Raw genomic sequence first — 13,189 nt, forward strand, 5'->3', positions numbered from 1 at the left:
AATAGGTTATCCAAAACCTTTTATAGATACAAATATACCTTATACCAAAAGATATGTCAAGGTTATTAAAAACCTTTCAATTTTCACCATGAAATCATGTTTTCAAGTCCTTATACAAAAACTGTATTTCTTCTATAAAAATAGAGTCAATCCAAAATTAAAAGGATTGGCTCTTAATAATTTAATCTACCTTTTATAATATTCCGATTGACTCTGCACATCGTACAAAATCACACATCATTATCTCGCTGGTCTTAACAATGTCTATCTTTTGCAAAGTCGTTATATCATTATTGCAATATAAATCTATGACTTTATCAATCTCAACATGCCAGCAAGCATTAACATTACTCAAATCCATTAATTCATCATTTTTATAATTGCAATATCTTATATAAATACTCAATGCTCCAATATAATATAGTAATTGATCCACCATATTTCCTATTATAGCTTTTGAAATTTTCTTGTGCCGATGTTTTATCTTATCAACGCCTTTTACAAATACATTATCTATTCTATCTTTGGAATCTTTAAGATAGTCATAAAATGCTAACGATCTACTATTTATATCCCAAACAACCGCATTATGATTTATTCCTTTGGGATTATCATTTATATTCTTGCATCCTAACATATAAAGAAACCTTACTTGCTCTGCATGAATTTCTGTAAAAGGATGTGTGTTTATATCTGCCAACTTCCCTTCTTTGCCAAAACGATATTTATTATATAAAAACTCTCTATCATATATGTGGGTAAATTCATGATATAAAACTTCTTTTCTTATGTTACTATCATAAGCAACATCAGAGACATATAAATTATATGTTCCCTGTTCATATTCTTCTGCTGCCATATCTAATGAATGTAAAAGACAGCCTTTCCCCTTACTTTTAAAATATATTTTATATTTGGGCATATCAGTAATACACATAAAATCTTGATATTCTTTATATATTTCATATACCATCTTTTTCATATCATCCTCTTGTAATGCTGTCAAAATCATATCAGGTAACTCTTTAAGACTTTTAGATTGTGTAAATTTTTCTATTATATTTAATATATTCAGCAACATATATATCCTTCTTTCTGTGCATGATAATTGCATTATAGCAAAAGTTGTGTATATTATCTATCTCTCATCTATATTCTATCTGTAACATCACCGAACATAAAAATACTTTATCTATAACTTATCTGTAACGCCTTAAAATTCCTATCATTTCAGCATTTTAAATAATTCCACCCCTTAATCCTATCTCTCACAACTCCCTTTATAAAAATCCCCTGTTTTCCCAACATTCACACCGAAAAACCCGCCGAACACAATATATACTACATTATTCCTATCGCATTAGTAGGTTATATATCAAAATAAAATCTGCCATTTCCTCAATATTCCCACAAGAAAATAGCAGATTCCTTATTACTGGAACGATATTAAATTTACTGCTCTACCGAACTTCACGAATATTTATGTATCTATTTCAAATAAATTATCTTTCCCAAATGCTAATTTTATAAAAAGCCTTGATTTCCCGTCATTTTAAGCATCCTTATAGTTTTACATATAGCAATCACCGAACATACTATTAATTATAAGAATGGCTGAATCAAAGGAATATACAGTTCAGCGGATTTAATAGCCGCTTTTTCATCAAAATTTATCGTAATAGAATCTAGTAAAACATCCTTTAATTGCTCTGCGCTCTTGCCTAATTTCTTTACAAATTCTGAAATATCAATGATTTCATTAATATTATAACCACAAAAAAGCCTATATACGCTTGCCGCTCCTAAATAATAACTTAACATATCATAATATGATATAAAAGAGTCTCTGTCACTCATTTTATTAACATCAATATCTTTGATATATCCAGTTTTTAATTTTATGAGATAATCATATACACTTACATTATTATACTGCGAATCAATTTTATCCATATATGATATTTTTGTTTTATTATATGGAAACGGATATATACCAAGCATATACAGTGTTTTAATAAATTCAGCATGATACTCAATATATGATCTATAAATATATTTTTTGCTTAGAGGTACGGCATTTCTTTCTAAAATCATATCATCTGCAATATGTGTAAATTCATGATATAAGATTCCTATCTTCCAACGTTCTATTATCTTACTTACCAATAAATCAGCAGCAAACCCCTCATTCAAAAACAAATAACGTATACTGTCTTTTTTTATGGTTTCTGCCATTACATATTTCATTTCGTTCATTGGTTTAATATCCAACACATAACTTTCCATATTTTTTATTGGCATATACTTCTGAAAATCATTATAATAATTGTTTACTATATTCTCTAATTTCTCCATATAAATACCCCTATCTTCATAACAGAAAAGCCATGCCATCACTGACACAGCTTTTCCCAACAACAAAATCAATCAATAGGCAATCACTCCTATGATCTACATAAATTATATCATGGAACACTCAATATTGCTACTGAATTTTCCTAATTGGCGTTTTATTCAATATACAGATCATCCACACTCACACCGCAACTTGCAGATATTCCCCTTTATCGGTCTTCTCATACACACATTCTGCTTCCCTACCGAAAAAGAATAATTCATCCATCATTGTACGATCCCATACACGAATATTACCGTCCATATCCTGAATTATCCATGTATCACAATCACACCAGTTACTATCCAATATGTAAAACTCATACTTTTCCGATTCATCAGATATAAAGGCTTTATCCCCAAACTGGAACAACACACCTTCATTCTTTTCTATGTCCATTTCTTCCCTATATAATACTGGCAATGGTTCATCACACTTTACTTTCATTTCTACACGCACACCGTTTACAATAGCATATTGCTTTTCATCAGCATCTATAAAACTTTGTGCATTATCCTTTGTAGGAAAGAATTTAACTCCAAAATGACTTGACTTCCCTTTATTAGATGGATTACCTTCAAAATATACCATCCAACTGTTTTCAAGCCCAGGCTGATATTTCATAGCCTTTACTGGTCTTGTAACATATTCCTTTGCGTTCTGCTGAAATACGCTACTTAACTGAAAATTATGTACGTCCATTTCCTTATACTCCTTCCTTTCCATAACAACAAATCTTCTCATGCATCCGTTTCATATCATTTTCAATCTCTCTTGATAAATTCTGATATGATTCATATACCTTCTCCAATTTAACAGCTTCATCTTCCGTTATCGGAATACTGATGCTCATAGTTATATTAAGTAAACTCTCTAACAGTTTCCCCATCCAATGATTCCGTTTCTTTATACTATTGGTAATTCGCCACATGAACAGTTTATCTTTGATTCCAAAGAAATCATTTCTGAATAAACTTCGTTTCTTTCGTTTTAACATGGCTATTAATACCTCTCTTCTTTCCGCATTTTCTCTAACTTTTCTTTTTTCTGGTTCCTATATCTTACCCTTGATCTCGGTTTATATTTATTACAATGCTGGCAATAATGAGCATGATCCGCCTTTCTGCCTTTCTTGCATAGTCCAGCACACACATAATACAAGCATGGTGTCTGTCTATCTGTTGCCATTAGCTGAATCCTCCGTAATCTCTTCACAACCACATACCATAAAGAAATGATAACCTTTTTCTTTGATTACTTTTTCTTTCGCTATTATTCTCGCTTTTCTTTCTGAATTTGCTTTTACTATCACATCAAAAAACTCACATCCATTAAGCCAGTTAATTCTGCATCTATATTTCTTTATTGCCATTACGCTGAATCCCCCTTTATATCAACTACTTTATCAGGAAATAATTCATTCTTGAAATATTCCTCCATAGCATTTTCCTGTTCCTTTTCACAATCACAAAGGCAAAAATGTGCTTTATGTAATTGCTTTCTGTTTTCGCCAATCATAATTATCTCTACCCTATAGTTCCTATATAATGTACCAATTACTTTAAATTCTATTTCAGCATGAAGCAAAAACCGAACATCTTTTATATCTATCAAATATTCTTCTAACATAGTATTTGTCCAGTATATTATTTCTTCTTTTATGCAATCAGGAACATTTTGTTTCCGTCTATCCGAAATCATATCTAATATAATAGTTGATCCAAAAGGCGTACTACCCATTTTCACATCCCCTGGGTTGGCATTAGGATTTAATTTTTTTGCTATAAAATGAAAATCATCATATTTATGCCACTTGCTGAAATCTGACTTTAATTCGCGTTCAGCTTCATGGAACTCATTGAACTTTATTTCTCTTTTATATCCACATTCCATAAGCACAATTCGCAAATCGTCTATTGTTTCCAAACTAATTTTTTTATCACGTTTCAGTAAATGTGAAATATTTGTTTTTGTAATAAATCTTTTTACCTTTTCAATAGAACAGCAATAATAAACCTCAAGACTATCTTCCAATGTCATTAATTCTTTTTTTCTATAAGACAGATTTTCAAAATAGAAGTTTCCATTTAGAATAAAGATATAAAAATATCTTCTATTTTCCTTACTAATTTCTAATGTAATCCTATAAAAAATATGTGGTTTTATATTTTCTAACGGATAATCCGCCTGTATATCCAACACAATAAATCTACGATTTCCCATTATGCCGATTCCTCCATCTTCACGAACTGAAAACCAATCACCTTTATTGCTCTGGTAGATTTCTTTTTCATTTCAATTTTTCCTTCATCTTCCAGTTTCAGTAAATGAGCATATACGCTTGATGTAGAACTAAGATCAGTTCCAACACAAATTTCTCTGACACTCGGCGCATATCCGTTCTTCTTGATAAACTCTACAATGAAGTTATACACTCGTTCCCGTCCTGTTCCTTTTATATGCTTGTTTCCACTCTCCATAGCTTTCACCTATCCTTTAAACTGTTTATAGTTCTCATAATCCGTATCTACAATCCAACCGTCACGCTGAAAATCTCCAATAGCGATTAGCATAGCGGTCTTTGCTTTTTCTGCCTCAACAATTACTTCTCTACATCTTTTACTGGTATTGTAAGTAATACTGATAGGAACAATGAACTTTTTCACTCCATGCTCTTCATTCCATGTGGATTCAATATCATCCATAATATCCATTAGATTCTGCTTCGCATCCTTTAACCAGTACAATTTCCCATTGATTTCTACCGGCTTACCAATCTCGAATTGATGAACAATGTGATCCGCTAACTGTTTCCGTCCTACTTCCATACCCAAGCGAAAAATCTCATTGTTTGTCATATCCACGTTGTTATTGTTCATTCTGTTTATCCTCCATCTATCTATTTAAAGTCTGTTTTTGTTTCTGTTCCTTCTATATATAATAAGTTTCCAACCGATTACTCTAAAGAAAATTAAAATAATTTTATTTCTCTCTCAATATCCCCACATATTTATAGAAGGTACTCACAGCTATACCTTGTAGCTTTGCAAACTGTACAACTGAAATACTTCCATACTCGCCTGATTGAAGTTTGTTATATTCTTTGATAAATTCCTTTGGTACTCCTGTAGCTGGTCTTCCTAACTTCTTTCCCTTTTTCTTTGCCACATCCAAACCTTGCATAACTCTGTCATGTATTTTCTCTTTTTCCTGCTGTGCTATATGCGCCTTTAGAGTAACAAAAATATCAATAATCATCTTTGATAGACTATCATCATTCATCTTTTCCCAATCATTCAGGAATGGAACATCTAAAGCAACTACCCTAATTCCTTTTAACTGTAAATCTTTTATTTCCACTATCACATCATCTGCATTTCTCCCTAATCGGTCTATATCAGATATGATCAGCGTATCGCCATTCCTAAGTTGTTTCTTCATATTATGATAATTTGGTCTGTTATCCGCCTTTGTTCCACCAGTGATAATATCAGAAACAAATTCATCTATATTGAATCCATTGCATATAGAATACTCAATGATAGCTTGTCTCTGTCTATCTGTCTTCTGTGTTTTATGATTAGTCGATATCCTCATATAAGCAAATATTTTATTTTCCATCTCAATCACTCCACAAAATCCATAACTATTTTCATATAAGATTTTCCACTCCCTTCTCAAAGAAAATGATTCCCTAACCGCCTTACATGAAATCAACTGTTTTCATATAAGGTCAAAGCATCAAAATCCATTGTCTTTTTATCCACTCTGACCTATACTATAAATAATAAGAAAGTTCTGAAATTTCCAAAATACACAAAAAATTTTTTAAGGGAGTGATAATAATAGACATAGAAATTAAAGACCGTAACCGATTAAAAGAATTCTTTCAGAATTTCCATAATAAAGCTGAGGACATAGCATTTTCCATTATCCAAAGGATTCCAGAAAAGTTACTTCCTCATTGGCTTATGAATTGGCTCGACCACTATTTAGATAAACGGATCAGCGAACTAAAACAAGAATCCACCAAAATGACCTGGCACAATATGTATTTACAATCTGCTACTAATGAAATTCATAATAGGCAGCAGGACACAAAGAAAGCACCTTCAGATGATTAATCCGTTGGTGCTTCCCACATTTTTAACATTTTGATTTTCCGGCTAAACAAGTTTGACTGATTTCAAAATGTTAAGTTTTTACATACTCGCTACAGCTTTCCGCTTTAATGCTCTTCTCCGTTCAATTTCTTTTTCCGCTTCTTTGCCGGAATTGTTGTAATACGCAACCTTTTCCGCTACTGTCATATCTTTTATCCGTTCATAATTCTGTTCCCTGATCTTGTGAATATCCTCAATGGTAAAATCAGGACTAATAACCAATGCTTCCATAACAATTACACCTTCTGCAATCTTCCAGCTTCAATTTCCTTCAGAAACGCTCTACCACGCTCATTATAATAATTGCGTCTTTCTGATGGTGTCATATCTTTTGTCCGTTCATAGTTGTATTCTCTTAGTTTGTGAATGTCTTCGATTGTAAAATTAGGACTTAAAATAGGTTTTTCCATTATCATCCCTCACTTTCTAATAAAACTGTAGGACTAAGAATGTCAATCGGTTTATATCCTGTCAAATTAGTAATTGCCCTTACCCCATGAATCGTTTTAATGTTTACAATATGCTTAAAATTCCAAGATATGATACAATTACACTCTGTAACAACTGCCGCCGCAATGTGCTGACAATCATCATAGCTTTTATTAGTTAATATTCCCATATCAATAATTTTATGTGCAACTGATTCCATTTCATCCGATATATCTAATGTAACAAAATCAATCTGCTGTAAAAGTTTCCTCAACTCGCTTCTTTTCGGTTCTGGACAGTCTGCAATTTCCTCTAAAGCCACTGTAGACAGATAAACCTCATACTTCCCATCCTTAAACATTTCCCACAACTGCCTTGTATCTGCCATCTTCTCAGGCACATCCTCTTGTAACAAGTGGCTTATAACCGATGTATCTAAGTATACCTTTAATTTCCGCATAGAGCATCACTCCTTAAATCTGGTTTCATATGCCAACTCTGGTTTTAGATCAACTTTCCATTCAATCAAATCTTCTGGCTGGCATTGTAACAACTGGCATATATCCTCAATAGTTTTTGTTGACACATCACACATAAAATCTTTTCCGTTATGAGTATCTTTGTATTCCTGTAGCTTTTGCTCAATCTCTTCCATTGTTGCACCGCTACACATTTTTAGTTTTGTCAATGTGCTTTGCGGTATCAATGCCTTTTGTCTAATAGTGTATGTTGTAATTCCTTTTTCCTTCAATTTATTCCATAGTTTATTATAATTTACCATCATATTCTCCATTCAGTTATGATATACATTTGTATTCGTGTATATTATAACACTCCTTTCCCATTTTTTCAATCAGCACTGACAGAAAATTTCCACCAGTGCCGACTAAATCATATCATCTTATTCAACATTTTATGTACGATTTTCCATTTAACTCTATCTTTATGCCGTCTCTCCATTTGATACAGAAATATATCTGTTATTCTTTCCATAAAGTCCGATGGTAAAATGTTTCCTTTAAACAAATTGCATGGATAGCAGGTACAAGATAAATTTTCCACATCATCCTCACCGCCCATTGCTAATGGCGTGATATGATCTATTGTCATATCTTCAAGCAATATTTTCCTTCCGCATAACTCACAACGTCCACCAGCATTAAGATATATGAGCTTTCTTGTATCCTCTGAATAAGATTTTCTTTTGATTTTTCCTTTGCTATCACGTCTTACCATTGACAGAGACATTTTATTTTTCCGCATTTTCTTTATTTCTTCCTCTGTCATCCACTTCCATAAAATATGCTGTGTAAGCGTATCAAACACAAAATAGCTTTTAGTTTTTTCTTCCGCTTTCTTCATTCCCTTTATTGCTTCCGCTACGGTTGAGAATTGAAAAGCACTGTTTATATCCGTGGTTTTCTTTATTGCCCCACTGTCCGTATATGTAATATAATGATTTCCATTTGTAATCACAATCGCCATAATATCCACCTTCCTAATGATGTAGACTGCCTATATATCAGACAGTCCACAAAATCCGCTATTATCTTTCACTTGGAAAACATACCGTTGTAGCATTGTCTCCGGCATTTTCTGATATGCGGTTAGTAATGATCCAGATTTTCCCCTTGCAAGTCTCATATGCTGCCAATAAGTACAGATCATCAGGATATTTTAACGCTTCCTCATTCACCTGTTTGTCTTCATCATCCAGACATCCCCAATCTTTGACCGTATATCGCTGTAATGATAAATTGACCTCTGTTGCAAATCGGCTGTCTTCCGTCATGACTTCATTGATTCCGTGTGTAACAACTACTTTTCCCATATTGAAAAATTTTGATGTAATCATATTCATTTCCACCTTTCCGATTAAACTAATCCGCACAAGCAAGCAATTTTATATATTGGATTCCTTGCAATTTTCCGTCTACGCTCTGCCTCTGCCCTTGCTTTCCGTTCCATCCTGTCCATATAAGCAAGCCTGTTATCCATTTCCAAATATTCCACCATCTGAAGCGGAGTAAGTGCTTTATATGGCGTTTTAAGGTTCCTATCTATAATCTGGTTTCCATCCACTGTATCTATGATTCTAAAATCAAACATAATATTTTCCGTCCTTTCCGTTGTCTGCTGACTGATTAGGGTATATCCCTAACCAATCATTTCCGCTAAAACTTTCTTAATTCGATTCACTTCTACATAATAGGTTGATGGCTTTATTTCCAATGCTGAATAAATTTCCTTGCTGCTATATCCATCAACTTTTAATTCCGCAATTTTCCGCTGTGTGTCTGATAAACTGCTTAACATTTCCGCCATTCGTTCCATTGCCATTATTTCAGATTCAGGCGATTTTCCACCAACAACACCGATACAGTTATATAAATTTTCCGTTTCCGCATATTCCGCATCCAGACTAACCAATGTTCCAGATGGTTTCCGTTTCTTTGCATCTTCCATTCTGCAATGGTTTCCAATCTCTGACCTTATATATTGCTGACTGATAAAGGGGAAAGCGTATTTTTTCCGTAAGTCTTCCCTACGGTTATATATCTGCACCGCTTTCAAAAATCCGAAAATTGAAATATCATAATAATTTTCCAAACTGTAACCGTGTCTATGAAGAAAGTCATATACAAGATTATGGTTTTCCGTTGCAAATTTCCGTTCAAAGTCCGTTAATGGTTCCAATTTATAATTATCCATTGTGACTACCTCCCTACTCAGAAAGGTAGTCAATTACTACATGCTTAATTTCTCTCATCCGATTACAAAATGTACCCTTTTTTATTCCAAGATACCTTTTAATTTCTTCACGATTGTATTCTTCCATTGTCATTTTGAAAATTTCAGCCTGAACATCATTCAAGTTTGAAAGTATTTCCGATATCATTTCATGATACATAACCGTTTTTTCTACAGACTGTTTTAAATCAATCCATGTCATAGGTGCAGTGCGTTTCCCATTCATAGAATCTTCTTCCCAATCAAGGGATACTATACCGCCCGATGGCATTCTTTTTTCTCTGTTCATATCTCTAAAGTAGTTTATCCTCGCATTATCCAGCGTTCTAAAAAGGATTGTTGAAAATTCATATTGTTGTAAATGCGGGATATTAAGATACTTCTTAACTGCCCTTAAATAGTGCAGAATCAAAATATCATACCATTCTTCCTGATCCAACTTGTTTATACTCATATACTTAAAAAGCCAATCATAATTTTCTAAGTTAGCACTAAATACCCTTTCTTCTTCCGTCAATGGTCTATCATAATTAACTTCATTTGCTTTCATAGTGTTCTACCTCCGATTTTTTAATTGTTGGGGGAGTTGTTTCGCTCCCCCGTGTTAGTTGCTACCGCTGACTGATTAAAAGAACTTGTCAAGCAATACTTTAATGATTGCTTTTTTCAATTCGTTTGTATGCTCTGACAAGTCAACCGTAATACTGTTATCCCAACATTCCATTTGCGAATCAACCGTATCTGTAAAGCCAAAACAAATACTATAATCAATCGGCTTTCCAGCTTCCAGAACTACACGCAAGTATGTAAAATCCATGTTTACAGGCTTGTCACTCCATACCGTGTGAAGACTGTAACCATATTCAGCATTTAACGCTTCATGCTCTTTGGTGTACTGCACCTTTGCAATCTCTACAGCCTTTTTGATTTCAGCTTTCAGACAGTCGGACATATCGCAAATATCAATAGATACCTCCATGTAGTCCTCATTGAATGTCAGATTGCCCAGCTCCAAAATGCCGATGTTAGTTGTTTCTGTTCTTGCTTTCCACTTCATCATAGTTAAATACCTACCTTTCATTTTGATTGATTAATGTTGTTGTTACGGTATTTCTACCGATAGGGTATGTGGGGAATCGAACCCCACACAAGAACCGTTTACCCTTTTACTGCTGGACTATTTCACTCTTAACACGTTGTAAGAAGTTGTTTTCTCAAACGGTTTCAAATCATCCCCTAAAATTTCTGTCAACTTCTCTTTGTCTAATGTCGTGCGGCTCTGTGGTTTGTAAGTGATTTTTGCCGTGTCGGTGATCTCCGTGTCAAGTTCGTTTTCTGTCATGTACTCAATGATGGAATGCTCAACCGCTTTCAATTCGTTTTCAAGCTCTTCTTTCATTGCTTTCAGACTTCTAAACTCCTGTACCTTGCTTTCAAGTTCTTTTTTAGTCATACACATAATGGCTACCTCCTGATTTGATTTTGTTTGTTGTGGTCTTGCTTGACCTTGTAATAACTATACACCTTTATTCGTGAATAGTCTATTGGCGATATGCACGAATAATCGGGAATATTTTTGTTTATTTTGTACACTTATTTTCGTGTATTTCATTATTGACGGTACACCTTTATTCGTGTATAATTGACTTAACAACAAAACAATCAATCATTTATTTTTAAGGAGGTAGCACCCTATGAGTAAATACTTTAAAGATGTGAATACATTAGAAGAATTAAGAAGACAGTACAGAGATTTATTAAAGAAGTTTCACCCTGACAACAAAGACGGAAGCACGGAAGCAACACAAGAAATCAATGCTGAATATGACAGACTATTCAAGGTATTAAAGAATAGACACGAAAGCAAATCAGCGGATAGCAAAGAGAACAACGCAAAGTCAGATTTCAATAATATGAAGTATGACTTCACGGAAGATCAGAAGCTCAGGGAAGTATTACAGCAGATCATAACCTTTGAAGGTATCAACATTGAGATTGTAGGTTGCTGGATATGGGTAGACGGTAACACATACGACTATAAGGACACATTAAAGAGTATCGGCTTTAAATGGGCTAGAGAAAAAAAGAAATGGTACTTTCACACGGAAGCATTCAGGAAAAGAAGTAAAAAGAAATTGAGCATGGAAGACATTCGCAACTACTACGGAAGTACAGAAGTAGAGACAGACGGAACAAAGAGACTTAAACAAGCATAACTGCAAGCAAAAATTAAGGGTGTAACCACTCGCAACGGCTACACCCTGACAATAAAAATATAAGAAAAGGAAGGTATAAGGATATGACAGTTAAATTATTAAAACCGTACAAAGGTTTTGAAATCGAAAAATCATATGAAGAAAATGCAGACGGAACAATCAAGAAAGATACAATAGTGTATACTGCTTATGCGGATGATGAAGACAACGCTTTATTTGATGCAGCAAGAACGCTTGCAGAACTGAAAAAGAAAATTGATATTTATTTGAGATAAGAAGGGAGAAAAAAAGATATAATGACGAAAGAACACTTTGAAAACAATACCAACTGGAAAATGACTTTTGAAGAATTTCAGAAATGCGACTGCACACAATGCGACAAAAAAGATTGTATACACCGCAACGCTTTTAGGCGTGTGCCTGTTATTGATGGCGGTTTAGGTTTATGCCCTAACTTGAAAGAATCATAAAATATCATTCACGAAAAGGAGATCAAACACTATGAAGAAATCAATTAAAGCTATCGGAATTATCGCAGCTATGGGAATTATGATTGCATGTGCTTATCTGTTAGGCACAACACAAGCGGAAACAATCACAGAAATACAGACAGTGACAGAGACAAGGGAAGTTGTACCAGACGGATATATACCATTCAATGATGATATTGTGGATATGAATACAATCGTTGACTTTACGGCTACTGAATACGGCTTGCAACTGTATTTTGAGGATGGAAGCGGTTACTTTTGGGAAAGATAACAGCACGGTAAACAATAAACCGTGATACATGATAAAGACTATGCGCTACAATGGTGCATAGTCTTTATGTGCGGTTTATTTGCTTGTAATTGTATGGCTATCATGCGATTTTAGGCTTATTTTCGGCTTGGAATGGTTTCATTGATACATATTAGGGTAACGCCTAGAAGGTGGCTAGAATCGGTTTGTAGAGTGCTTATTTGTGGCTTGTTTATGGTCTGTATAATGGTGTAGGGGGAGCAAGCGCAAGGGTGTATGCCGGTAGGTTTACATTAGTAGAATCTGATCATTTCTCACAAAAGGCTATAGCTGTTCAGCGCACACGTCACTCGGCTTTTGGAACCCTACCGAACTATCATATCAAAGGGGAGGGGGTAGTTTCCATTCCAAAAATAAAATCTCGAGTGTGTGAAATAATTTCTGTAAATTAAGATCTTCTATGATAAGTTAATAAGAAAGGTAGGTGCTTTTAT

General features: G+C 34.0%; 23 protein-coding genes. 3 read left to right on the top strand and 20 right to left on the bottom strand.

Annotation, left to right across the window (positions count from 1 at the left end; genetic code table 11):
• Positions 1-193: 193 nt before the first annotated feature.
• From D5281_RS06305 to D5281_RS06395, 20 genes are all read right to left on the bottom strand, one after another.
• A complete protein-coding gene (locus D5281_RS06305; RefSeq protein ID WP_160559311.1) occupies positions 194-1,081 on the bottom strand; it encodes a hypothetical protein in 888 nt (295 codons plus the stop codon).
• Between the two features lie 521 nt (positions 1,082-1,602).
• Entirely contained in the window at positions 1,603-2,355 is a 753-nt protein-coding gene (locus D5281_RS06310; protein WP_160559312.1) for a hypothetical protein, read from the bottom strand.
• 181 nt (positions 2,356-2,536) lie between these two features.
• Positions 2,537-3,121, bottom strand: coding sequence for a hypothetical protein (locus D5281_RS06315; RefSeq protein WP_160559313.1), 585 nt, complete (start codon positions 3,119-3,121; stop codon positions 2,537-2,539).
• Positions 3,102-3,392 (bottom strand): hypothetical protein, encoded by a 291-nt coding sequence (locus D5281_RS06320; RefSeq protein WP_160559314.1) that lies wholly within the window; start codon positions 3,390-3,392, stop codon positions 3,102-3,104. Before D5281_RS06320 ends, D5281_RS06315 begins: the two co-directional genes overlap by 20 nt.
• Before the next feature lie 177 nt (positions 3,393-3,569).
• Entirely contained in the window at positions 3,570-3,767 is a 198-nt protein-coding gene (locus tag D5281_RS06325; RefSeq protein ID WP_160559315.1) for a hypothetical protein, read from the bottom strand.
• Positions 3,767-4,618 carry a hypothetical protein gene (locus tag D5281_RS06330; RefSeq protein ID WP_160559316.1) on the bottom strand — a complete coding sequence of 284 codons (852 nt, stop codon included), beginning with the start codon at positions 4,616-4,618 and terminating at the stop codon, positions 3,767-3,769. The genes D5281_RS06325 and D5281_RS06330 overlap by 1 nt, the downstream gene beginning before the upstream one ends.
• Positions 4,618-4,875, bottom strand: a complete 258-nt coding sequence (locus tag D5281_RS06335; protein ID WP_160559317.1) for a LexA family protein — start codon at positions 4,873-4,875, stop codon at positions 4,618-4,620. The genes D5281_RS06330 and D5281_RS06335 overlap by 1 nt, the downstream gene beginning before the upstream one ends.
• Positions 4,876-4,884: 9 nt before the next feature.
• On the bottom strand, positions 4,885-5,274 hold the full coding sequence (locus D5281_RS06340) for a hypothetical protein (RefSeq protein ID WP_160559318.1): 390 nt from the start codon (positions 5,272-5,274) through the stop codon (positions 4,885-4,887).
• 103 nt (positions 5,275-5,377) lie between these two features.
• Positions 5,378-6,016 carry a recombinase family protein gene (locus D5281_RS06345; protein ID WP_277935206.1) on the bottom strand — a complete coding sequence of 213 codons (639 nt, stop codon included), beginning with the start codon at positions 6,014-6,016 and terminating at the stop codon, positions 5,378-5,380.
• A gap of 581 nt (positions 6,017-6,597) precedes the next feature.
• Positions 6,598-6,789 (bottom strand): hypothetical protein, encoded by a 192-nt coding sequence (locus D5281_RS06350; RefSeq protein ID WP_120434842.1) that lies wholly within the window; start codon positions 6,787-6,789, stop codon positions 6,598-6,600.
• Between the two features lie 5 nt (positions 6,790-6,794).
• A complete protein-coding gene (locus tag D5281_RS25490) occupies positions 6,795-6,968 on the bottom strand; it encodes a hypothetical protein (RefSeq protein ID WP_277935207.1) in 174 nt (57 codons plus the stop codon).
• Between the two features lie 2 nt (positions 6,969-6,970).
• Positions 6,971-7,447, bottom strand: coding sequence for a PIN domain-containing protein (locus D5281_RS06355; protein ID WP_160559319.1), 477 nt, complete (start codon positions 7,445-7,447; stop codon positions 6,971-6,973).
• Between the two features lie 6 nt (positions 7,448-7,453).
• Positions 7,454-7,771: a helix-turn-helix domain-containing protein gene (locus D5281_RS06360; RefSeq protein ID WP_160559320.1), complete on the bottom strand. Its 318-nt coding sequence runs from the start codon at positions 7,769-7,771 to the stop codon at positions 7,454-7,456.
• A gap of 107 nt (positions 7,772-7,878) precedes the next feature.
• Complete coding sequence (locus D5281_RS06365; protein ID WP_160559321.1) at positions 7,879-8,472, bottom strand: HNH endonuclease; 594 nt, start codon at positions 8,470-8,472, stop codon at positions 7,879-7,881.
• A gap of 61 nt (positions 8,473-8,533) precedes the next feature.
• Complete coding sequence (locus tag D5281_RS06370; RefSeq protein ID WP_277935208.1) at positions 8,534-8,842, bottom strand: hypothetical protein; 309 nt, start codon at positions 8,840-8,842, stop codon at positions 8,534-8,536.
• A gap of 20 nt (positions 8,843-8,862) precedes the next feature.
• Positions 8,863-9,096 carry a hypothetical protein gene (locus D5281_RS06375; protein WP_160559323.1) on the bottom strand — a complete coding sequence of 78 codons (234 nt, stop codon included), beginning with the start codon at positions 9,094-9,096 and terminating at the stop codon, positions 8,863-8,865.
• A gap of 48 nt (positions 9,097-9,144) precedes the next feature.
• Positions 9,145-9,699, bottom strand: coding sequence for an ECF-type sigma factor (locus tag D5281_RS06380; protein ID WP_160559324.1), 555 nt, complete (start codon positions 9,697-9,699; stop codon positions 9,145-9,147).
• Between the two features lie 13 nt (positions 9,700-9,712).
• Positions 9,713-10,288: a sigma-70 RNA polymerase sigma factor region 4 domain-containing protein gene (locus D5281_RS06385; protein ID WP_160559325.1), complete on the bottom strand. Its 576-nt coding sequence runs from the start codon at positions 10,286-10,288 to the stop codon at positions 9,713-9,715.
• A 75-nt stretch (positions 10,289-10,363) separates the two neighbouring features.
• Complete coding sequence (locus D5281_RS06390; protein WP_160559326.1) at positions 10,364-10,798, bottom strand: hypothetical protein; 435 nt, start codon at positions 10,796-10,798, stop codon at positions 10,364-10,366.
• Between the two features lie 117 nt (positions 10,799-10,915).
• Complete coding sequence (locus D5281_RS06395; RefSeq protein ID WP_160559327.1) at positions 10,916-11,197, bottom strand: hypothetical protein; 282 nt, start codon at positions 11,195-11,197, stop codon at positions 10,916-10,918.
• Positions 11,198-11,432: 235 nt separating this feature from the next.
• Here D5281_RS06395 and D5281_RS06400 point away from each other — a divergent pair, with 235 nt between their 5' ends.
• The 3 genes from D5281_RS06400 (at position 11,433) to D5281_RS06410 (ending at position 12,716) form a co-directional block, all read left to right on the top strand.
• On the top strand, positions 11,433-11,954 hold the full coding sequence (locus tag D5281_RS06400) for a J domain-containing protein (RefSeq protein WP_160559328.1): 522 nt from the start codon (positions 11,433-11,435) through the stop codon (positions 11,952-11,954).
• A gap of 83 nt (positions 11,955-12,037) precedes the next feature.
• A complete protein-coding gene (locus D5281_RS06405; protein ID WP_160559329.1) occupies positions 12,038-12,229 on the top strand; it encodes a hypothetical protein in 192 nt (63 codons plus the stop codon).
• Between the two features lie 226 nt (positions 12,230-12,455).
• The gene (locus tag D5281_RS06410) at positions 12,456-12,716 is read left to right on the top strand and encodes a hypothetical protein (protein ID WP_160559330.1); all 261 of its coding nucleotides are present in this window, start codon (positions 12,456-12,458) and stop codon (positions 12,714-12,716) included.
• Positions 12,717-13,189: the final 473 nt, after the last annotated feature.

The sequence above is a fragment of the Parablautia muri genome, assembly GCF_009917485.1.
In the GTDB taxonomy this organism is placed as follows: domain Bacteria; phylum Bacillota; class Clostridia; order Lachnospirales; family Lachnospiraceae; genus Suilimivivens; species Suilimivivens muri.